General features: G+C 62.3%; 14 protein-coding genes and 1 pseudogene. 8 read left to right on the top strand and 7 right to left on the bottom strand.

Annotated elements, in window-relative coordinates:
- Positions 1–2: 2 nt before the first annotated feature.
- Positions 3–2,873 (bottom strand): glycosyl hydrolase 108 family protein, encoded by a 2,871-nt coding sequence (locus C2L66_RS31050; protein WP_063803409.1) that lies wholly within the window; start codon positions 2,871–2,873, stop codon positions 3–5.
- Positions 2,874–2,894: 21 nt separating this feature from the next.
- On the bottom strand, positions 2,895–5,216 hold the full coding sequence (locus C2L66_RS31045) for a type VI secretion system Vgr family protein (RefSeq protein WP_060610066.1): 2,322 nt from the start codon (positions 5,214–5,216) through the stop codon (positions 2,895–2,897).
- Between the two features lie 256 nt (positions 5,217–5,472).
- Here C2L66_RS31045 and C2L66_RS31040 point away from each other — a divergent pair, with 256 nt between their 5' ends.
- Positions 5,473–5,751 carry a PAAR domain-containing protein gene (locus C2L66_RS31040; RefSeq protein WP_060610063.1) on the top strand — a complete coding sequence of 93 codons (279 nt, stop codon included), beginning with the start codon at positions 5,473–5,475 and terminating at the stop codon, positions 5,749–5,751.
- 11 nt (positions 5,752–5,762) lie between these two features.
- Here C2L66_RS31040 and C2L66_RS31035 read toward each other — a convergent pair whose 3' ends face one another.
- Both C2L66_RS31035 and C2L66_RS31030 read right to left on the bottom strand, forming a co-directional pair.
- Positions 5,763–7,322, bottom strand: a complete 1,560-nt coding sequence (locus tag C2L66_RS31035) for a M81 family metallopeptidase (protein WP_060610060.1) — start codon at positions 7,320–7,322, stop codon at positions 5,763–5,765.
- A gap of 28 nt (positions 7,323–7,350) precedes the next feature.
- Positions 7,351–8,679, bottom strand: coding sequence for an MFS transporter (locus C2L66_RS31030; RefSeq protein ID WP_060610058.1), 1,329 nt, complete (start codon positions 8,677–8,679; stop codon positions 7,351–7,353).
- 146 nt (positions 8,680–8,825) lie between these two features.
- Between C2L66_RS31030 and C2L66_RS31025 the strand changes: the two genes are divergently transcribed.
- On the top strand, positions 8,826–9,758 hold the full coding sequence (locus C2L66_RS31025; RefSeq protein WP_060610055.1) for a LysR family transcriptional regulator: 933 nt from the start codon (positions 8,826–8,828) through the stop codon (positions 9,756–9,758).
- A gap of 164 nt (positions 9,759–9,922) precedes the next feature.
- Positions 9,923–11,656: a methyl-accepting chemotaxis protein gene (locus tag C2L66_RS31020; protein ID WP_060610051.1), complete on the top strand. Its 1,734-nt coding sequence runs from the start codon at positions 9,923–9,925 to the stop codon at positions 11,654–11,656.
- Positions 11,657–11,700: 44 nt separating this feature from the next.
- On the opposite strand, the gene C2L66_RS31015 is transcribed toward C2L66_RS31020, so the two are convergent.
- Entirely contained in the window at positions 11,701–13,077 is a 1,377-nt protein-coding gene (locus tag C2L66_RS31015) for a chloride channel protein (RefSeq protein WP_060610048.1), read from the bottom strand.
- Positions 13,078–13,682: 605 nt separating this feature from the next.
- On the opposite strand from C2L66_RS31015, the gene C2L66_RS31010 reads away from it, so the two are divergent.
- Complete coding sequence (locus C2L66_RS31010; protein WP_060610045.1) at positions 13,683–15,515, top strand: phospholipase C; 1,833 nt, start codon at positions 13,683–13,685, stop codon at positions 15,513–15,515.
- A 144-nt stretch (positions 15,516–15,659) separates the two neighbouring features.
- The gene (locus C2L66_RS31005) at positions 15,660–17,102 is read left to right on the top strand and encodes a cytochrome-c peroxidase (protein WP_060610043.1); all 1,443 of its coding nucleotides are present in this window, start codon (positions 15,660–15,662) and stop codon (positions 17,100–17,102) included.
- Between the two features lie 66 nt (positions 17,103–17,168).
- On the opposite strand, the gene C2L66_RS31000 is transcribed toward C2L66_RS31005, so the two are convergent.
- Complete coding sequence (locus C2L66_RS31000; RefSeq protein ID WP_409372680.1) at positions 17,169–17,684, bottom strand: DUF3455 domain-containing protein; 516 nt, start codon at positions 17,682–17,684, stop codon at positions 17,169–17,171.
- A gap of 298 nt (positions 17,685–17,982) precedes the next feature.
- Positions 17,983–18,213: pseudogene (locus C2L66_RS30995) on the bottom strand (porin); the annotation flags it as partial.
- A gap of 343 nt (positions 18,214–18,556) precedes the next feature.
- Here C2L66_RS30995 and C2L66_RS30990 point away from each other — a divergent pair.
- Genes C2L66_RS30990 through hpaC form a run of 3 tightly spaced genes read left to right on the top strand, consistent with a single transcriptional unit; the run spans position 18,557 to position 21,724 of the window.
- The gene (locus tag C2L66_RS30990; RefSeq protein WP_054931659.1) at positions 18,557–19,909 is read left to right on the top strand and encodes an MFS transporter; all 1,353 of its coding nucleotides are present in this window, start codon (positions 18,557–18,559) and stop codon (positions 19,907–19,909) included.
- A 34-nt stretch (positions 19,910–19,943) separates the two neighbouring features.
- Positions 19,944–21,155 carry an acyl-CoA dehydrogenase family protein gene (locus C2L66_RS30985; protein ID WP_060610034.1) on the top strand — a complete coding sequence of 404 codons (1,212 nt, stop codon included), beginning with the start codon at positions 19,944–19,946 and terminating at the stop codon, positions 21,153–21,155.
- On the top strand, positions 21,155–21,724 hold the full coding sequence (hpaC, locus tag C2L66_RS30980) for a 4-hydroxyphenylacetate 3-monooxygenase, reductase component (RefSeq protein WP_409372664.1): 570 nt from the start codon (positions 21,155–21,157) through the stop codon (positions 21,722–21,724). Before C2L66_RS30985 ends, hpaC begins: the two co-directional genes overlap by 1 nt.

The following is a 21,724-nucleotide window of genomic DNA, read 5'->3' as shown; positions in this document are numbered from 1 at the left end:
TCTCATCCTTTATAGTTTAAGCATCGATCGACTCGCCCAGTCCATCCTGACAAAAATTTCTGATTTTTGTTTGGCTTTCCTTCTCTATCATATGCGAGAGCTGCATAGTACTGTTTGCGCACCGCTCCGATTTTTTGCACCAGATCCTCCTGATCTTCGATAGAGTTTATTTGATTGACGAAATCTGTCGACATCCTATTGTCATGCGCAGTAGCTTTAGAGTATTCCGAGGTTAGTAATTCCTGAATTTTTCTAATAGCCTTCCCAGACGTTATTGTCCAATCGTATATATTCAAGGCAGTCTTCTCATTGGTAATGCCGCAAAAACCTCGGGGCTCCCAGTACCGCTTCAGATATATCATCTTTGCTTGATCGTCGGTCAACCCTCTCAGATTCTCCAATGTCGGTTCTAATCCGACATCCTCTCTAGCGTGTGCTTGCCACGTCGCCCACGCGATTCCCTTATTCGTAGCTCCGCCTGAATCATTTGAATCGTTGACGAATCCGCCTTCGTTGAGCAAAACTATCTTCGATATCTTTTCAAACCGCGCTTTACAATCACATATCCCCCTTTGCAAAAAATTCCCCACCAGCCCAACCGGATGGATGTGCCACACATCCGGACCAGCCGGAAAGCCCTTCACAGCCTTCGCTGCGTCCCACCATCGGAGCTTTTTTATACGCTCCAACTCCGCCTGCCAGACGTATTTCCCATCACCCATCAGCTTCGATAACCCGTCCCACTTACCCATATCGCCGCCCCATTCACTCTCATAGCGAACGATCAGATGCGAGACCGCCTCGGCGAGCCAAGGGACCGTCAAGGCGTTCTTCAAATCGGCGGGTGTTACGTTCCCGTTGCCGTCCCTTTGCCGCTTAGCGGCCTTTTCCAGCTTCCCGATCAACGGCCCGGCATTCACTGTTGCCGCAATGACACTGAACTCCTCCTCCTCGCCGTCAAGCAACTGCTTGGCCTCGAATAGGTTGCGCCTATACATGTCCAGCAACGGAATGCTTGTCGTATCGACCGTATCGAACCCCGGCCACGCCCAGGGGCTTTGCCACTGCGTGTCGGGGTGATCCTTCTCGCACACCCAGCCCAAGATCGTCGAACCGTCAGCATTGCCCGCCGCGATCGACCACCACTGCGCGCCGCCCTTGTCCTGATCGTCCGCCGCTTTGCCGTTGTCGGCCGACTGCTCAAGCTGCGCGCGAGAGAGTACCTGTTGGTATCCGACGGCCGGTCCCTGCGCACTGGCAATCTGTAGCGGGAAATCTGGCCAGCTATGGACGACTGCCCCGGCTACCTTGCCCGCATACTGCCGCTCAACCCAAAGAGGATCACCCACGGGTGTCTTGCTGACGTGCGGGGAGCGACCGTGTGCCCGCGCGGCCGACTGAGGCCCAGACCGGGTCGGCTGCACCTTAGCCCAACATCCCTTGCCTGGATCGCCCTTCGCTAGCGCCAGCGTGAGACCCGTCAACTGGGTGTTGCTCTGCGGATCGGGACATTTGACGAGCTTCGCGCCCTGCCGGATCACGAGCAACGTTTTCCCGCTCTCGGGCAGTTTCTTCGCCCGGGCCTGACTCTTGCTGATGAAAGTCTCGATTTGGGCCCCAGTGAATACCTCGACGTGAAGCAGCGTGCGCTTCGGTGTCGGTGGGAGCACCTGCGAATGGGCGGAGTTCTGGTACTCGCCCAGATAGCCCACCACGTCGCCCGCCTTGACCGGATACGGCTTGTCGAGCACGACTACCGTATCCAGCGGCTTGGGCTCGACGACCGCATCAAGTACGTCGAGATTGACCCAGCCCGTCGCAGCGCGCGGATCAGGTGTCGCGCCAGCGACGGCGGCAACAGGCGACCCCTTGAGAATCTTCGCGATTTGCGCCCAGCGGGCCACGGCACTTCCGACAACGCTTAGTTCGCTACCTCGCGGCAGCAGACCAATCACGGTTCCATCAGCCCTGTCCAGGATGCGGACGCCCTGGACGCCCTGCGGTGCGTCTGCGGCACCGGGGGCATCAGCTAGCGGCAATGCATATCGGACCTTGGTGTCGGCAGCCGGCGCAAGCACACCAAGACTGTCGGGCGATGGCCCGGCCGCAATGCCTCCAAGCTGCGCGCCGTCGCCTGGTGCGGGGGGATAGGTACTCGCTGAAGCCAGATCGAACCGGAACAGCGTATTGCGCTGGGGAGGTTGCGCCTGGCGATCCCCCGCCTTGCCGCCGACACGGAAATGTCGGTCGCCTTGCCAGAAGGGACGCGTGTGGATAGACAGCGCAGATGAACTGCCATCGTCTGACTGCGCCGCCCGATAACCGGCCCAATCGAGCTGGTGCATGTATAAGCTGTAGAACTCCAGCACCTCGTCGGCAGGCGGTTGGTAAGCCTGCGTGGCACTGGTGGTCGTTGCAGAGGCACTCGATACGGGTGAAGCCGTCGTTGATGACGCGCTTGATGTCTCTGGCGCCGGCGGCAGCACGAGCTTGTGACGTATCAGCACAAACCCCGTCGAATACAGCGCGTGGCGAGGAGGCGTGGTCGGATAGGTCAGCTCGGGATAGGAAGCGTCAAGCCGATAAGCCACGACTTCGCCGTCAGCGATTGCCTGAACACCCTTACCCTGCATTAACGCGCCACCCGTGCCAGCGTCGAAATGGATGCCGCCGTGAAACATGCCGTTTGCCCCGAGCGGGTAGAAGCCGCCATCACCACTTGCCAGTGCGGTGAGCCACGTCTGGGGATTCGCCGGATTGCCATTGATGGGCGCAAAAGGGAAACTCCAGTTCAGGGGCTGCCACTGCGGCGGCTGCGCTGCAGGCGCGGCCGGTTTGACGGGATGAGTCGGATGATTCAGATGCCTAACCATTTTCTCGTATCCGTGTCGCCGTCAGTTGGAGTAATGGTCCGCGCGACTCTTAGGAATCGAGCCAAAACCTTGTTCCAGTGTCGGATTGGCGTTCATCGATTGCGCTCCTTTTTTCTGAACCGTAATGACCTTCAGAAACAGATCGAGCGGTCCGCCCAAGGTGATGCTTCCGTCCTTGAGTTGAACAAACGCCCCGCCGCATTCGAGGATGAGTTCGTTCTTCGCGCTGATGCGTACCGTGCCATTGACACTGGTCACGCTCACATCCTTGTCTGCCAGTAACGACATCGCATCGCTTTGAGCCTGCAGATCAATTGGACCTTTCGCGGCGATCAGCTTCATCCCGAGCTTCTGCGCGAACATTGAGACAAGTTCGCCCGCCGCCACGGTGAAGCGTTTCGCCACGCTGATATCCGCGCTTTTCCCTGCGACCGCGTTGATGTTGTCCTTTGCGCAGATCTGGACGCCACTGCCCGAAACAATCCCCACGGATGCGGGCGCACTCGCAAGCACCCCCGGCTTTTTCAGGCCATTGAGTTCGTCATTGACCTGATGCTGCGCGTCAGTGTCGGCGGGGACAGCCTTCGCACTGTGCGCCGAGTCCGCCAGCGCTCTCGCCAGTTCCAGCGCGCTTTCAAGCTGTGCGATAGTCTCCTGCATATCCAGTTGCTGACCACCCGCCGCAGGCTGGTCATAGGCCGTGATGAACTGCCCTTTCCCTGCGCGCATCGCACCGTAACCCGACGTGCGCAATTCAAACCCTTCACCCCGCCGTTCGAGCTTCTGGTTGACCAGATAGCCGAGGTTCAGTTGCGACTTGCCCGAATGCTCGGTCGACAGCTTGATGCCTTCCTGACCTTCCCAGTCCTCCATGCGCAGCTTGTTGTTGCTCTGCGTGCGGATCACGTTACGCGAGAGCCAGCGCCGGTCGCTCGTCACGTGGTCGACGGCATGACTGTGATGATGGAAGGCCGCGATATACGGCTTGTCGGGATCGCCGTCCCTGAACTCGATCACGGCCTCCGTGCCGTCCAGCGCCGGAAAGTGGAAGCCCGTCTGCAACGCCCCGGCGAACGGTTTCGCCAGACGCAGCGGCACACTCTCCCCGCCAGCGGGCCACGGTGCAAAATCCGTGTCGAAACGCACCGTGTAGTAACCAGCGGCAGTCAGATAGGCGTATTTGTATTGGTCGGGCGACGTCACCCGTGCCGACAGCGAACCGGGGATCTTCGCCCACGTCGACTCCTCCAGCTTCAACCGGAAACGCCGCCCGGACGGAATCGCCTGCCAGGTGTTCGTGTAGGCCGCATCGCGTGCGCCACGATGCGTGACCGCGATCACGACCTGACCATCGGGCGCATCGGGCAACGCCTCATCGACACGCAGGATACGCGCCGGTTGTAGCGCGAGCACGTTGCTTTCGCCCTCGTAGACGACCTGCCATGCTATCGCCGCCTCGTGACGAAGTTGCGCCTCCCACTTCGCGCTCGCCTGATCCAGGTGATGCGTGCCGTAGATGTACGGCTGGCCGTAGGTGGTGGGATCCTGAGGTGCGACGTTTGCCTCGTCCCGGAAGCGTTCCCACGCCTGTTCGGGGTTATAGTCGGCCACCGAGAACGACTGCGGCACGGTCCGCGCGTGGGTCTCCAGCGAGAACACTGACTCGATCGCCGCTTCGAGTCCCGCATTCTCCCGGTATGGGACATCGAGTTGCGGTTCATAGATGTAATGGTCGATGTCGTCACCAAACACGATCTGGTCGCCATGCTCGGTCTCGACCGTGTAGCAGTAGATGCCCGCTTTTTGCATCAGCATCTGGACGAAAGCGAGATCGGTCATCCGGTACTGGAAACGGAACAGGTGCTGCGGATACGTCCGGCGCAACCGGAAAGCGAACTGGTGGCCCTTCAGCCCGTGACGTCGCAACACGGCCTCGATGATCTGCGGCGTTGTCTGATGCTGATAGATGTGGCTCGTGGTGACCGCATCGAGCCGGGCGAGGTGAGACATGACGATGACTTCGTAGCGGGTGAAGTCCTTCGTCGTCTTAAGAGTCGAGAGCGACGCAATGAAGCCGGAGAAGCTGCGTGGCGTACCGGGTGCGGGATCAACCAGGAATACCGCGTCCCGGTTCAAATAGTCCTCGCGTGCAAGCTTGCCCGGATGCGTGAGCTGAATGCGGATCTCGGTGGGCGCCCCGATACGTTCGGTGGCCTCGAACGAGACTACGGAGAGCGCCGCCGCGCTCGCCGCCCCCGGAACTTCAAGAAAATATGCCTGACGCCCTGTGATCGCCATCAGGCCACCTGCATACGCTCTGCTGTCCTCGAACAGGCTCGCCATCGCTTCTCCTCCGTCCCACGCCAGTGCCACGAAACTCTCTCGTGTGTCGACACCGCATCCGTTGATGCAAACAATGCGGTCGCTTTGGGCCAAGAGATTAAGACGTGTGAGATTTATTGAAAAGCGTAGTTATCCTACTATTTAATCATATGTTGCTTTTCGTAAACCATTTGCAAACCTTGACAATTTCCATTCGTTGTACGTGCTATATGATTTTCGATAACCAATCAAGAATGAAGAAATCAGGAGAAACTGGATGACGAGATTGATCGCACTCAAAGGAAACCTGACCACCACGGGAGGCCGAGTGCTGGATGGTGACGTAACGATGCTCGACGATGGACAGCCGCTTGCGCGCCACATGGGGCTCGCGTCCTGTCCACGCTGCGGACAGAATGGCCCCATCTATGGCACCGCGCTGAACTGGGGAATAGGAGCCTCGCGTGGCGTACGCGATGGCGACATCGTGATGTGCCGCTGTCCGCGCGGCACGAACCGAGTCATCGCGCGTTCGTCGATTTACGACGGCGGATAAGACATCGAATATCAGGCGTGCGCAGCGTTAATGCCGAATAGATCACACCCCGCCGCACGCACGCCCGTTTCTCCCACCGCGAATTCCCCGAACGTCATCCCCATCGGCCGCACCCGCATACGCTCATCCAGCCTTCGCCACGGCAAATCCGCCGGATCGGCGGCCATCGGTCCGGGTGCCTTCGCCACCAGAACCGCATGCGCGCCCGCCTGAAAATCCGCGCGGAAATGCACCGAACTCTTCACCACAAGCACCTTCATCTGTTCAGGCTCGACGCCCCCAACGCGAAAAAAGTTGCGTTCGAAAATCTGCATCTTGATCGTGCTGACCACGATCCGCACACCGTCGATACGCAAACACGCCACCGGCCCAAGATCGCCCTGCATGCCGTTCATCATCGGACCGTCAAAACGAAAACGCCCATCCGACAGATGCTCGACTTCGAAAACGCCTTGTAGCGGCGCGTCGCCCGGCACACCCGAGCGGCCCGCCAGCGCCAGTTCGATGCGCGCGCCGACGCCCGCGCGATGCGCCGCTGCCGCCGCCTGAGCGTCCCATATCACGCCTACGGCCGCGTCCTGCACGCGATGACGCAACAACGCGCGCACCATGCCCATCGTGTTCGAATCGCCACCCACGCCCGGATTGTCCTGCGTATCGGCGATGATCACGGGCTTGTCCGCATGTTGCGCGAGACGCGACGCTTCGCTCACCGCTTCGTCGGGTGAAAGAAAGCGCACTTCCCATTGCGCTTCATCGGCGAGCATGCGCGCGTGAAGCGCATCGATGGCCTTCACGAGCGCGTCTTCGTCATCGCCATAACCCCAGATCACGGGCCCGCACTCAGGAAAATCCGCTGCGGGAAAGCCCGGCGCAAACGACAGCGAAGCAACCGCTCCGTCTTCGAGCGCAGCGAGCATCTCGTACACGCCGAGCGCGGGCTCGACGAGCGTGCACATCGCATTCACGGGAATCAGAAACGGAATGCGCCGCGACGCGCGTTTCAAAGGGCGTCGATCATGCGTCAGCCTTTCGAGCAACGCGGCGGCACGCTCGCCCGTTTCAGCCATGTCGACATGCGGGTAGGTTCGATACGCGACGATCGCATCCGCGAGTTGCAGCATCCTGTCCGTCACGTTCGCGTGAAGATCGAGCGAGACGACGAGCGGCATGTCATCACCGGCGACGCCCCGAACGCGCGCGAGCAGTTCGCCTTCGCCGTCGTCGACATGCTCGGCGACCATTGCACCATGCAGATCGAGATAGATGGCATCGAAGCCACCCGCGCGCACGGCATCGACGATCTCGCCGGCGATACGCTCGTAGGCGTCTTCCGTCACGTGCGCGGACGCGCTCGCGCCCGCCCAGATGACGGGAATCAGTTCGTGGCCCGCCGCCTCCGCGGCCTTGATGAAGCCGCCAATCGGCACGTTCACGTCACGCAGCGTCAGCACGTCGGCGCCGCGCGTCAAAGGCGGAAAGCCCTCGCCCTGAACGAAACTCTGATACGACGCCCGGGTCGGCGCAAAGGTGTTGGTCTCGTGCTGAAAACCGGCGATCAGGATCTTCATGACTCTTTCATCCTCTTGTTCAGCGAACTCAGTTCGATTCGGGGCTCAGCGTCAACTCGGCCGCTTCATGAACGGGCTTGCGCGTCGACCGGTTGGCGAGAATCAGCAGACCTGCGATCACCGGCATGACCGCCATCACGATCAGCGCGAGTTGCGAATTGCCCGTCGCCGTGCGCGCCCAGCCGATTGCCGCCGGCCCCCAGAAACCGCCCGACAATCCGATCGTATTGATCAGCGCAATGCCGCCCGCCGCCGCCGGGCCTTTGATGTATTCGGCAGGCATTGCCCAGAACACCGTGTAGGCCATCCACATCATCGCCGTCGCCGCCGTCAGCAGTGCGAGCGTCGCGAACAGGTGCCCTTGCGTGAAAATCGATGCGATCAGCAACAACGCGCCAATCAGAGCAGGCAACGCGCAGTGCAGACGCCGCTCGCCCGAACGGTCCGAACTGCGTCCCGCGACGTACATGCCGATCCCCGCCGCGACATACGGAATCGCGACATACCAGCCAAGACGCAGCGTGTCGCTCACGCCCTGCTCCTTGATCAGCGTCGGCAGCCAGAAGCTGATCGCGTAGATCGGGAAAATGATCGAGAAGTACGCGAAGGCCAGCAGATAGACGCGCGGATCGCGCGCCACGGCCTTGAACGAGTGGTTGTGCGCGTGCGCCACGCCCGTTTCGCTTTCCAGCAACTGCTTTTCATCTGCGCTCAGCCAGCGCGCGTCGGCGGGACGGTTCGACAGCACGAACAGCGTGAGCACGCCTAGCACGATGCACGGCAGGCCTTCGACGAGAAACATCCACTGCCAGCCCGCCAGCCCATGGACACCCGAGAGCGCCGAAATCAGCCACGCCGACAACGGCCCGCCGACGATCCCGCCCAGCGGCCCGGCGAGAAACACGATCGCGATGGCGCGCGCCATGCGCGTCGGCCCGTACCAGCACGACAGGTAATAGATCATGCCCGGCGCGAAGCCCGCTTCGAAAATGCCCAGCAGAAAGCGCATGCCGTAGAACATCGGCACGTTGCGCACGAACAGCATGCACGCCGACGTGATGCCCCATAGCACGAGAATGCGGCTGAACGTCTTGCGTGCGCCGATTTTCGGCAGCAGCAGATTGCTCGGCAATTCGAACAGCACATAACCCAGAAAGAAGATGCCCGCGCCGACGCCATATGCCGCATCCGAGAAACCGAGGTCGCTCTGCATCTGGAACTTGGCGAAGCCGACATTCACGCGGTCCAGATACGCAAACATGTAGCAGGCGAGAAGAAACGGCAGCAACCGCCAGTTGAGCCGGTTGTAGAGGGCGCGAGCCGCGTCGCTCTCCCGCAGGGTCTGTCGTGCTGTCATGTTCGTCTCCGGTATGTCGGGTTTGGATTCCGTGCTTGCGTTCCAGCATGGTGTCGGGGTAAAAATGCGCGAGCAAGAGCAACTAAGTTCACACTTCGTTGCTTGCAAGGCAACGACAGCCCATTAACGCTCTGGAGACCGCCGACATGCGCGAAATCAATCAGCAACGGCTGCGCTACTTTCACGAGGTGCTCTCGCACGGCACGATTCGCGGCGCGGCGGACAGCCTGAACACGTCGCCTTCCGTGATTACGCGCCAGATCAGACTGCTCGAAGAGGAACTCGATACGACGCTGTTCGAGCGCGAGGCGCGCGGCGTCAAGCCGACCGAGGCCGCCATGCATCTGCTCGAGTTCTGGCGTGGCTACCGTTCGCAGCAGGAAAAGCTCGAAGACCAGCTGCATTTGCTGAAGGGGCTTCAGCAAGGCCAGGTGCAACTGGCCGTTAGCGAGGGCTATGTCGATCCGCTGATCGAGGAAGTGATCGCGCCGTTTTGCGCGAAGTATCCGCAGCTCGATATCAATATCGAAAGTCTCGCCGTCGACGATCTGCTCAACCAGGTCGCCGAAAGCCGCGCGCATATCGGGCTTGCGTACAATCCGCCGCCGCATCCGCGCATCGAGTACCGCGCGAGTTCGGCGCAGCCCGTCGTTTTGCTGGTCAGACGCGATCATCCGCTGGCGTTGCGCGGCACGTCCGCCAGCGTGAAGGACCTGCTGGAATGGCCGCTCGCGCTGATGCCCGCCACCTTCGGCATCGGCCACGCCGCGAAAATGCTGGAGTTCGCGGAGAACATCGAGATCCGCGCGACGCTCACCAGCAATTCGCTGACCGCGCTCAAGCGCTTCATCGCGCATGGCGACGGCGTCACGCTGATCGGCGAGTTCGCTGCGTATCGCGAACTGGTGGCGGAAGAACTCGCCATCGTGCCGATCGATCATCCGTTGTTTCAGGGCGCGAAGGCGCGCTTGCTCGTGAAGTCGGGACGGCCTCTCGCGGCAGCGGCGAATGAATTGCTCGAATGGATCTTGCGAAGGATGTCGATGTTCGCACCCGGCAATACGTCGACCGATGCCTGACGACACGCTGCCCGAACGTTGCCTCCGCAAGCTTTCATGCACGGCCTCGCCGTAATGCCGCAGTAGCGCCGCCGTCGGCCATTCGTCATATTTGAAACTAAATTGTAGAACGCATACCACTTTGACGTTAAGAGAACGTGTTCGTCTCTTCATCTCAATGGGCAATGACGTTTCTCCACACTCTCAAGATTGGTCCGCGTCTCGGCGCGGGCTTTGCAATCGTTCTGCTTCTGCTTTGCGCGGTCGGCGGCGTCGGCCTGCTGCAATCGTCGCGCATCTACGAGGGCACGCATCGTATCGGCAGTGACTGGCTGCCCAGCGTCGAAACGCTCGGCACCATGCGCGGTCATGCCGACGACGTGCGCCGCCTGTCGCTGCGTGAATTGCTGAGCACCGACGCAGACCAGATTCGCACCACGCGCGCTCAGCACGCGGATGCCGTGACTGCTTTCGCGCAGTCGTTGAACGCCTATTCGACGCTGATCTCGTCGCCCGAAGAACAGCAGCTGTACGACAGCATCAAGTCGTCGTGGGCCAGCTATCTCGAAGTCGACCAGAAAATCGAAAAGCTGATCGACGCGGGCGAAGCGAGTGCGGCCGAAGCGCGGCAAGTCGCGGCGGGCGAAGCGTCGACGCGCTTCACGGCGACGCTCGATCAGATCGACAGCGACATCAAGCTGAACCATCAGGGCTCGGTCGAGGAAGTCGCGAAAGCGGGAGATGCCTTCCACAGTGCGCGCATCTGGACCGTCGTGCTGTCGGCGCTTGCGTTGCTTGCGGGCGCGTTCATCGCCGTCGTCACCACGCGCTCGATCATCGGGCCGCTGCGCGGTTCCGTCGAGGTAGCCGAGACCGTCGCGCGCGGCGATCTGACTGCGGCGATCGCCATCGATGGCACGGACGAACTGAGCCAATTGCTCGGCGCGCTGCGCCACATGAACGAACGTCTGCAGGATACGGTCAGCCGCGTGCGTTCGAGCAGCGAAAGCATCGCAGCGGGCTCGTCGCAAATCGCCGCGGGCAACGCCGATCTGAGCCAGCGCACGGAAGAACAGGCCGCATCGCTAGAAGAAACGGCCGCTAGCATGGAAGAGCTGACGGCGACCGTCAGGCAGAACGCGGAGAACGCCACCCAGGGCAATGCGCTGGCGGCGCGCGCGTCGGAAACGGCGGCGCGCGGCGGCGAGGTCGTGAGCCGCGTGGTCGATACGATGCACGGCATCTCGACCAGTTCGCAGCAGGTGGCGCAGATCATCTCGGTGATCGAAGGGATCGCGTTTCAGACCAACATCCTTGCGCTTAACGCGGCCGTCGAAGCGGCACGCGCGGGCGAACAGGGACGCGGCTTCGCGGTCGTCGCGGGCGAGGTGCGCACGCTCGCACAGCGCAGCGCCGCGGCGGCGAAGGAGATCAAGGATCTGATCGGGGAATCGGTGAGCCGCGTGAACAGCGGCACCGCGCTCGTCGACGAGGCGGGCCGCACGATGGGCGAAATCGTGCAGTCGGTGCGCCAGGTGTCCGATCTGATGGGCGAGATCAGCGCGGCGTCCGGCGAGCAGCATCGCGGCATCGAGCAGGTCAATGTCGCTATCTCGCAGATGGACGAGGTGACGCAGCAGAATGCGGCACTCGTCGAGCAGGCTTCGGCGGCGACGCAGTCGATGGCGTCGCAGGCGGCGACGCTGCGTGAACTGGTGTCGGTGTTCAGGTTGCCGGGCGGGCAGCACGCAAACGCAATGCACGCTGCGCCGACTCCTTCGCGAGCCGTCGCGCGTGCCGCCGTGGCCGCACCCAGGAAAACGACGGACGCTGCTTCTGCAAAACCGCTCGCCGCCCAGTTGCCGAATGCCGAAAAAACGGCCGCGAGCCGCGCCGAAACCGATTGGGCGACCTTCTGAATCGCGGCGCATCCGCTTGCCTCACGTGATGCGCCGTTCGATCTTCACTTGTGCGTGACGGGCAACAGCTTCATCGCAGCGGGCCGCTCTTGCGCCGCATTCGCCGTCACGCTTGCCGCCATATGCGTCGGCATAGCCGTCGCCCCGGCGCTCGCGCGGCTCGCCAGCATCGCGCACACGCGGCTCGCGCCAACTGAGCCGGCAACCGCGAACACCACCGGGAACAGCATGTCGTGGCCAAGGTGGGTGAACTCGGCGACCAGAACGATCGCGGTGATCGGCATGTTCATCGACGAAGCGAGAAACGCCGCTGCCCCGACCAGCGCAAACGCGCCGGCGGGCACGCTCGCGCCGATCAGATTCCACGCGCCGCCGAGCACGACGGCCAGTAGCGCGCCGACCGTCAGCCCCGGCGTCAGCAGACCGCCATGCGCGCCGACGCGCAGGCTGCTCGCGCTCACGGCAACCTTCAACGCAAGGAGCGCCGCCGCGAGCCCGATGCTCAACTGACCGTCGAAGCCTAGCTGCGCAGTGCCCTTGCCGTTGCCAAGCAATTGCGGGAAGTGCACGGCGAGCAAACCGATCACGGCGAAGTTCAGCACGTTGAGCGGAATCATCAGCCAGCCCGCACCCGGCGCGGCATTGCGCGCACGATCCATGAAGCGCGAGAACGCGTATGCGGCGATGCCGAACACTGGCCCTGTCGCCACCGACCACGCAATCAGGCTGCCGCTCAGCGCGAACGACGGAATCGCGTATTGCGACTCGTCGCCAAGCCCCATCCACGCGACCACAGCGGCGATCACCGACGTCACGAGCGCAATCGCAACCGTGGTCGCATCGAATGTGACGAGCAGCACTTCGAGCACGAATACCGCGCCGCCGAGCGGCACGTTGTACACGGCGGCGAGCCCGGCGCCCGCGCCGCAGGCGATCATCACGCGCGTTTCGTTCGCCGACAGGCCAGCGACGCGCGCCAGCCAACCTGCCGCCAGCGAGCCGACTTCGCGCGGCGCGACCTCGCGGCCCAACGGCGAGCCGAGCGCGACCGTCACGATCTGCAGCAGCGCATGCGCGAGCGTGCTGAGCATCGGCATGCGCGTGTCGGGCGATTTCACCGCCTGTTTGATGCTGACGAGCGGACGGCCGAAACGGCGCACGGCCCACCAGCCGAATCCCGCGATCAGACCGCAGACGGCCATGACGATCACGCGCCGTTCGGGCGACGCGCCATCGACCCCTTGTAAAAAGCTTTCGCCGCCGACGATCGCATTCAGGCTGTAGCCGTACGCGACGTGCTGGACGGCGTGCAGCAGCAGCGCGAGCAGCATGCCGCCGAGTCCCGCGCCAACGCCCGTCAGTACGGTGACGACGGCAAGGCGGATCAGTGATTTGCGGTCGAGGGTGATGGGAGACGGCATGACGGCGTTTTGCTCGGCGGGACGGGAAGCCTCTACTCTAGGGTTTTCCCTTAAATTCAGCAAACGACTTTATATACTTAATTGATGATTCGCACGACTGTGTGAAAAGCACGGCTGCAAACGACAGCCCTGCGAAGGCACGCGGCAGGCCACGCCCGGTGGCGGACCCAACCTCGCGCGCTACCCCTGCCGATGGAACTGAATGTGTCGAAAGGTCTTGAAGCAGCCGGCGCTGAGAATGCACTCGGCGTAATCGCGCCGCCCCGTCATTTCAGAATGTTTGGATCACTAATCATTGAATTGGGAAAACCCGATCATCTCACTTAAAAGCGAACTGCAAATCAATAGCCAAAGCTCGGGTTCAACCAGGGCCGCGGCCGTATCCGGCTATACGCTGCGCTTCACGCCGAATAAGAACGAAAGCAATAGCAATGCAAACGTATGTAATAGGCCGGTAAGGAATGTTTCTCGATTACGCAATATGGGAATGATTCAATGCCGTTGCTTCTCCTCCATCTTGAAGTGAGCTTGCAATTCCACCTAAAAAAACCCAGCAACTCCACGCATAACGGAGCGCTGAACGGCAATCTGGAGCCCCCCGAGAAATGCTTTACAGAAAAATACTCCCCAGCGCGATCGCTGTCGCGGCGCTGTTGACCATCGCCGCGTGCGGCAGCAGTTCGCACAGCAACACGACGACGTCGACGCCGCCCGCCGTTTCTGCGCAAAACGCCCTGGCGACCGCGACGCCCATCAAGCACCTCGTTGTGATCTTCGGCGAGAACGTCTCCTTCGACCACTATTTCGCCACCTATCCGAGCGCAAAGAACGTGGCGGGCGAGCCGGCGTTCACGGCAGCGTCCGGCACGCAAACGGATATCGCAACGCTCGCCGCCGCTGGGCTGACGGGCTCGGCTAACCCGAACGCGCAGGCGACTTCGCCCAACATCGTCGCCGCGACGGTGAACGGCCAGACGACCACGCCGCCGACACTGGGCGCCGCGCTGACCACGACCACCGCGCAGCCGTTCCGCCTCGACCGTTCCCAGGCAAACACGAAGAGCCAGAATCACAGCTATGCGCCCGAACAGCTTGCCGACGACAACCTGAATATGGACGCGTTCCCGCTCTTCACGTCGGCCAGTTCGATCATTGCCGGCAGCACAGGCCAGTTTGGTTCATCGGCGCAGGTGCTCGGCTACTTCGACGGCAACACGGTCACCGCGTACTGGAACCTCGCACAGAACTTCGCGATGAACGACAACGCGTGGACGGACACGTTTGGTCCGTCGACACCGGGCGCCATCGAAGTGATCTCGGGCCAGAATCAGGGCTTGACGCTCACGCCGAATCCGAAGAACCCGACCGTCACGACCAGCAACAACGCGATTCCTGACGGACAGGGAGGCGTCACGATGATCGGCGACCTCGACCCGACCACCGACACCTGCACGGCCGCCGCGCAAACCGCGACTTCCGGCCCGACGGGCATGATGGGCGGCAAGAACATCGGCGATCTGCTCAACGCTGCGAACATCACGTGGGGCGGATTCATGGGCGGCTTCAACCTGCAGACCGTCAACGCGAACGGTACGACGGGCTGCCAGCGCTCGACGTGGTCGGACGTGCTTGGCAGCGCGCCGGTCGACTATGTCCAGCACCACGCGTGGTTCCAGTACTACCCGTCGACGGCCAATCCGACCCACCAGCGTCCGAGCTCGATGGCGATGATCGGCTACACCGAGCCGACGCTCGACAACACGGCCACGCCGGTTCACCACCAATACGACAGCGATGACTTCTTCGCGGCTGTGCAGGCGGGCAACTTCCCGTCGGTCAGCTTCCTGAAGGCACCGGCAATCGGCGACGGCCATCCGGGCAATTCGGACCCGCTCGACGAGCAGGCATTCGTCGTGAAGGTCACGAACTTCCTGCAGCAGCAGCCTGACTGGAAGAACACGCTCGTCGTGATCGCCTACGACGACTCCGACGGTTGGTACGACCACGTCGTGCCGACCATCAAGAGCTCGTCGTTCGATACCACGCTCGTCACCCACGTCGGGACGGCGACCTTCACGGGCGCCGACCAGCTGTCGGGCCAGGGCCAGTGCACCAGCGCGGGCGCGACGCAGCCGCTCGGCATCAACGGCGGTGTGGTCAACGGCCGTTGCGGTCCGGGTACGCGCACGCCGTTCCTCGTGGTTTCGCCGTGGGCAAAACAGAACTACGTCGACCACACGCCAATCACGCAGGCGTCCGTCGTCAAGTTCATCGAAGACAACTGGCTCAGCGGCAAGCGCCTCGGCGCGGGTTCGTTCGACGCAACGGCGGGCGATATCCGCAGCATGCTGAACCTGACCGGCGCGGGCAACAACCCGGCCGTCTTCCTCGACCCGACCGTTGGTACGAAGCTCGCCGCTGCACCGGCGACCAACTAAGCCGACGCGCGTCCCGCCCCGTTTCACATATGGCCGGATAACGGCGCCATTGCAGCGGGACGCCAGATAACTCGAAGTGGGTCGAGCCAGCGCGGCAACGTGCTGGCTCGACGTCTTTTCCGGATCATTTTTGCCATCATCGCCATGAGCTCTCCAAACTCCGCCTTGCCGCCCTCACTGCCTGCCGGCGAGCCCTCGCGCCCAGCCAGCGCCAGACGACAGCTTCTGCGAGCGCTCGGCTGGGCCGTCGCCGTCATTGCGGCCGGCTGCGCCGCCTTTATCGCTTATGCGGCAATCTATCCGGAGCGGATGCCTGTTGCGATCGGCGCCATCGTCGAAGACATCACCGGCGCGAATCCGCAGCCAGTCGCGTTACACGTGCCACCGAGCCAGCCGTTGAGCGCGGTTGCCCTGCTCGGCAAGCAGATTTTCAATGACCCGTCGCTTTCGGCGTCGGGCAAGCAATCATGCGCGTCGTGCCACAGCCCCGAGCGTGCGTACGGGCCGCCGAACGACCTGTCCGTGCAGCTCGGCGGTCCGCATCTGACCGACGCGGGCTACCGGCCGCCGCCGTCGCTTGCTTACCTGTACCGCCAGGCGCCGTTCTCGATTGGCCCGGACCAGAACGACATGGACGCCGCGCCCGTCACGCTCGATCAATTGGCCACGGCAGCAGGCGGCACGCAACGCGCGGTGAAAACGGCAGGCGTTGCGCCCGCGGCACCCGCGCTCGTCCCGCAGGGCGGCCTGTTCTGGGACGGCCGCGCGAGCACATTGCAGGATCAGGCAATCGGCCCGATGCTGAATCCCGTCGAAATGGCCAACAAGAGCACGGGCGAGGTCGTGCACAAGCTGCTGAATGCGAAGTATCTCGACCAGTTCAAGCAGCTGTTCGGCGACGGGGTCATCAACCAGCCCGATCTGCTCGTCGATGAAGCGATGTTCGCGGTGGGACGCTACGAGTTCGAAGACCCATCCTTTCATCGCTTCACGAGCAAGTACGACTACTGGCTCCAGGGCAAGGCCCGTCTGACACAAGCGGAGCTGCGCGGCTTGCGTCTGTTCAACGATCCTGACAAGGCCAACTGTGCAGGATGCCATCTGAGCAAGCCGACGGCCGACCATTTGCCGCCGCTTTTCACCGACACGCAATACGAGGCACTGGGCGTGCCGCGCAATCGCAATCTGGCCATCAACAAGGACCGGAATTTCTACGACATGGGCGTATGCGGTCCTTTCCGCGCCGACGCCGCGACGCTCACGCAGTACTGTGGCATGTTCCTGACGCCGACCTTGCGCAACGTCGCCACGCGGCACACCTTTTTCCACAACGGCGTCTATCACGACCTGAAGCAGGTGATGGACTTCTATAACCTGCGCAATACGAGTCCCGAAAAGATCTATCCGCTCGATGCAGCAGGCAAGCCGGAAAAGTACGATGATCTGCCCGAGAAGTACCACGCGAATATCGACGTCGCCGACGCGCCGTTTGACCGCAAACTGGGCGAAAAGCCCGCTATGACCGACGATGAGATCCAGGACATCATCGCGTTCATGAACACGCTGACGGACGGTTACAAGCCCTAGTACCCGCATTGCTCGTGTCGGGTCACGTCGCGCGCATCTGCAGGTGCGCGCGACATGGACACAACGCTACTTCAGGAAAATGTATCGCGAGAAATACGGCGAGCTGCCCGACTGATGCTCACGTACACAAGGCTCGGAAGGCGACACGCCGCCCGCTGTGTCGAGGCGCTGCACGAATCGCGCGACAGACAAACTGCCTTCGGCGGTGCTGTGCGTTTCGAGCAGCAGTTGTGGAATGCTGTTCGGATTCGCACCCGGTGCCTGAGCCACCACGCGGCCGACGATCCGGCTGCCATCGGCCGCCTGCCAGGACGGGCCCGCGCCATGCTGGATCGACGCCTGACCCGCGCCGTCATAAAGCGTGGCTTCCGGATGTTGGAACACCCAGCCGAGACGATGCCCGCTATCGAACTCGCAGGAATACATCTGCACGCCTGTCGCCGTCATGACGGCGAACGGCTGGGCGCCGGCAGGCACTAGCGAAGGTGGCGTTGCATCGGCGGCGTTCGCCGCAAAGGGTGAGGTCAGAACGACGCAACCCAGCGCCGCCCGGTACACGATCTGCTGCGCGCCGGTGCGCATCGCGCGAATGACGTTGCTGGAGTACGAGGCGCAAGGAAGCATGATGACGGTCCGGTAGAGGTAAGGCGGTAACGTGGTTTGCCTTACCAGAACACCTGAGCGCAGACGCTTATTCCATCGAAATCGCGCGCCGGGGCAACCACGATGGATGCACTGGCGCAATCCGCTTCATTGATCACGCGGCAGCACCGTTTCGTCGGGAATGCCGGGGCCGTCTGCAAACAGCGCTTCGGATTGCGCGGATAACCCGCGACAGGCCGCACCGCCCGCCCTTCCACCGCGACCGTGTGCCCCGCTAGAGCGCCGCGAGCCCGCCGCCGAGATCTTCCCTGCCGCGCCGCCCCCAGCGGCTCGCCTGCATGACACCGCTCGACACGTTGTACAGATTGTGACCTCCCGCATTCGAGGTCCAGTTGAACCCATCGTCGACGATGCCATACATCGTCACCGAACGCTGCGCGTGCGCCGCGCCGGCGAATGCACACCCGGCCACCGTCAAGGCGGCCAATGCTGCTGATCCGATTCTCATGAATTCGTCATCCCGTTCATCCCGACTGCTTCGATTGAATGACGCAGCGAATGATGATTGCGCCGCGGCTGTTACGAGGACCGCAATCCAGGTTCGCCGTTATGCGCGGTCAAATCAGTCAAATAGAACAGAGGCGATAAGCGTGTTCTATTTGCGCCCTCACACGTGCCGATGCCTGCGCGCACGACATGAATGCCATTTATGTCGCCCATTTTTGGCCTGAATTTGACGGTCTTTTCGCACGCTCCTATCGTTCGCCCATGTCTGTCTGAATCGCCAGGTCGCCTTGCCCGTCTCCATGATCGGGAAGCGGAAACTTCAACGTCTTGCTCAGCCCAACACCATGAATCCTCACGCGACAGCCACGCTTTCCTCTTCCTCTCCCCTACGCAAGACAAGCACCGTCCGCCGTGCGGTGACGACAGCCGTGCTCGGCCAGATACTCGAGTGGTACGACTTCTTTCTCTATGGAACGGCCGCCGCGCTCGTGTTCGGCAAGCTGTTCTTTCCCGTCGGCAGCGACCCGTTGACGGGCACGATCGCGGCATTCGGCGGCTTCACGGTGGGCTTTATTGCGCGGCCTGTCGGCGGTGTGCTGTGCGGCCATATCGGCGACCGCTACGGACGCAAGACGGTGATGATGCTCACGCTCCTGACGATGGGTGTCGCGACCATGTGCATGGGGTTGCTGCCGACGTATCAGCAGATCGGTATCGCGGCACCCATCGCTCTCGTGCTACTGCGCATTCTGCAGGGGCTCGCTGCGGGCGGCGAATGGAGCGGCAGCATTCTGATGATTCACGAAAGCGCGCCCGCCTCGCGGCGCGGCGCGCTTGCCGCATGGAGCCCCAGCGGCGCGGCATTCGGCTTCGTGCTGTCGACAGCGGCATTCCTGCTCGCGCAGACGCTATCGCCCGACGACTTCCTCAGCTGGGGCTGGCGCGTGCCGTTCCTGTGCAGCGTCGTGCTCGTGGTGCTCGGACTCTGGATGCGCCGCTCGGTGGAAGAAAGCGCCGATTTCGTCGCGGTGAAGGCGACACACCGCGAAAGCCGCATGCCGATCGTCGAGGTATTGCGCCGTTGCCCGCGTCAGGTACTGACCGTGTTCGGCCTGCGCTTCGGCGAAGGCGGCGCGTCGTACATCTTCTTCGCGTTTTCGATAGCGTATGGTCAGTTTCTCGGTTTGAAGTCGACATGGATTCTCGGCGGGCTCACGCTGTCGATGCTGCTGATGATCCCCATGTCGCTTCTGATGGGACATCTCACCGACAAGATCGGACGCAAGCCGGTCTATCTCGCGGGTGCCATTGCCATGGTGCTGGTCGCGTATCCGTATTTCACGCTGCTCGCCTCCGGCGTGCTGTGGAAAGTGATTGCCGCGCTGATTCTCGCCAACAGTGTCACGCTCGGCATTCTCGAAGGCGCGCAGCCCGCATTCATCAGCGAACTGCTGCCCGTTCATCTGCGCTTCTCGGGGCTCGGCATTGGACGCGAGATTTCGTCGGTACTCGGCGGCGGCCTTTCGCCGATGATCGCAACCGCGTTGCTCGCTCACTATCGCAGCGCCACACCCGTCGCGATCTATCTCGTTGCGCTCGCGCTCGTCACGGTAATCGCGACGTGCATCGCGCCCGAAACCTTTCCACGCGCCGCACGGCAGCAGGCAAAACAGGGCGCCGAGCCCGTCACCGCCTGATCGCATTCTCCATTCCACTCAATACGTATTCATCATGCAAAGCCTTCACAGCATTTCGACTTACGCCCACGAACCGCGCTTCATCGACCAGGGCGAGCCGTATCCCGAGTATGCCGGTCCCATTTCGCTCGACGTTCTGATCGAAGAAATCGAACGGCGCCGCGACGAGTTCGATCAGCTCTCGCATGTGCCGCGCGACATGATCGCGAAGATGAAGCGCGCGGGCATCTACCGTGCGAGCACGCCGCGTCGTTTCGGCGGAGACGCGCTGCCGCCGCCGCAGTTTCTCGCGACCCTCGAACGTATCGCGATCGCGGATGGTTCGACAGCATGGGTCGCCGCGTTCGGGTCGGCGAATACGTACCTCGCCTCGCTGCCTGTCGAAACGCAACAGCAGATCTACGCAAAAGGACCGGACCAGGTTTTTGCCGGCGGTCTCTATCCGCTGCAACCTGCGGTCCAGGTGCCGGGCGGTTACAAGGTCAGCGGCCAGTGGCGGTTCGCGAGCGGCTGCAAAGGCGCGGACTGGATCGGCGTCGGTATTGGCGGCACGCCCGCGAACTCGGGCGATGCGGGCGCGGGCAAGCCGTTCACCGCCGTGTTTCCCGCTAGCGAGGTCGAGATCGTCGACAACTGGAACGTGGTCGGCATGCAGGGCACGGGCAGTCACGATCTGCGGCTGCGCGACAAGTTCGTCGATGCTCGATGGACCTTCGTGCGCGGCGGCCACGCGCTGATCGACGAGCCGTTGTATCGCTATCCCGCCGTCGCGTATCAGGCGCAGGTGCATGCCGCCGTGAACGTCGGGCTGGCGCGCGCCGCGCTCGATCTGCTGACGGATATGTCCGGCGCGACAAAAACGACGACGGGCGCGCCGCGTCTCGCGGACCGAGGCTACTACCGCTCGGGTCTCGCGAAAGCGGAAGCGCAGTGGCGCAGCGCGCGTGCGTTCTTTTATGAGTCGGCACAAGCGGCGTGGGACACGATTCTCGCTGGCGATCCCGTCACGCCCGACCAGGCGAATCTGATGCGCCTGAGCGCGACGCATGCGGCCCACGTATGCGCCGAGGTAGTCATGCAGGCGTATCAGATGGCGGGCATCGCCGCGATTTATCGCGAGAGCCGCTTGCAGCGTCTGGTGCGCGACTCGATCGTCGTGACGCAGCACGCGTTTCTCGGCGAGGGCACGTATGACGCGTCGGGTGCGCTGTTCGTCGGCATACCGCCCGTCACGCCGTATCCCTGATGCAACGCACGATCGAACACGAAGAGCAAACGATGACGAACGAAGACATGAAGCGGCGCTTTCGCGACGCGATGGCCTGCCTGCCCGCTGCCGTCAACGTCATTACGACCGACGGGCCGAGCGGACGCTGTGGCCTCACCGCGAGCGCCGTCTGCTCGGTAACCGACGAGCCGCCGACGATGCTCGTCTGTATCAACCAGGCCAGCTATATGCACGACGTACTGCGCGAGAACCGCAACGTGTGCATCAACGTGCTCGCCGGCGAGTATCAGGATCTCGCGCGCGACTTCGCGGGCATGACTTCGTGCCCGATGGACGAGCGCTTCGCACGCCACGCATGGAAACCGGGACGCTCGGCCGTGCCCGTGCTTTCGCATGCCATTGCCAATCTCGAAGGTACGATCGTCGAACTCAAAAGCGTCGGATCGCACTCGGTGATGTTCGTACAGATCGACACGATTTCGGTCCGTCAGGATGGCGATGGACTGATCTATTTCGCGCGGCAGTTTCATCGTCTCGCGCGGCCGGGTGTGGCGGCAGCATCCCTTTCCACTCAGTGTGCGAGGTAA

Origin of the sequence: Paraburkholderia caribensis (genome assembly GCF_002902945.1) — a bacterium.
Classification (GTDB): Bacteria; Pseudomonadota; Gammaproteobacteria; order Burkholderiales; family Burkholderiaceae; genus Paraburkholderia; species Paraburkholderia caribensis.
Note: the sequence above shows the minus strand (reverse complement) of the source record. Positions and strands in the feature narration are given on the sequence as shown.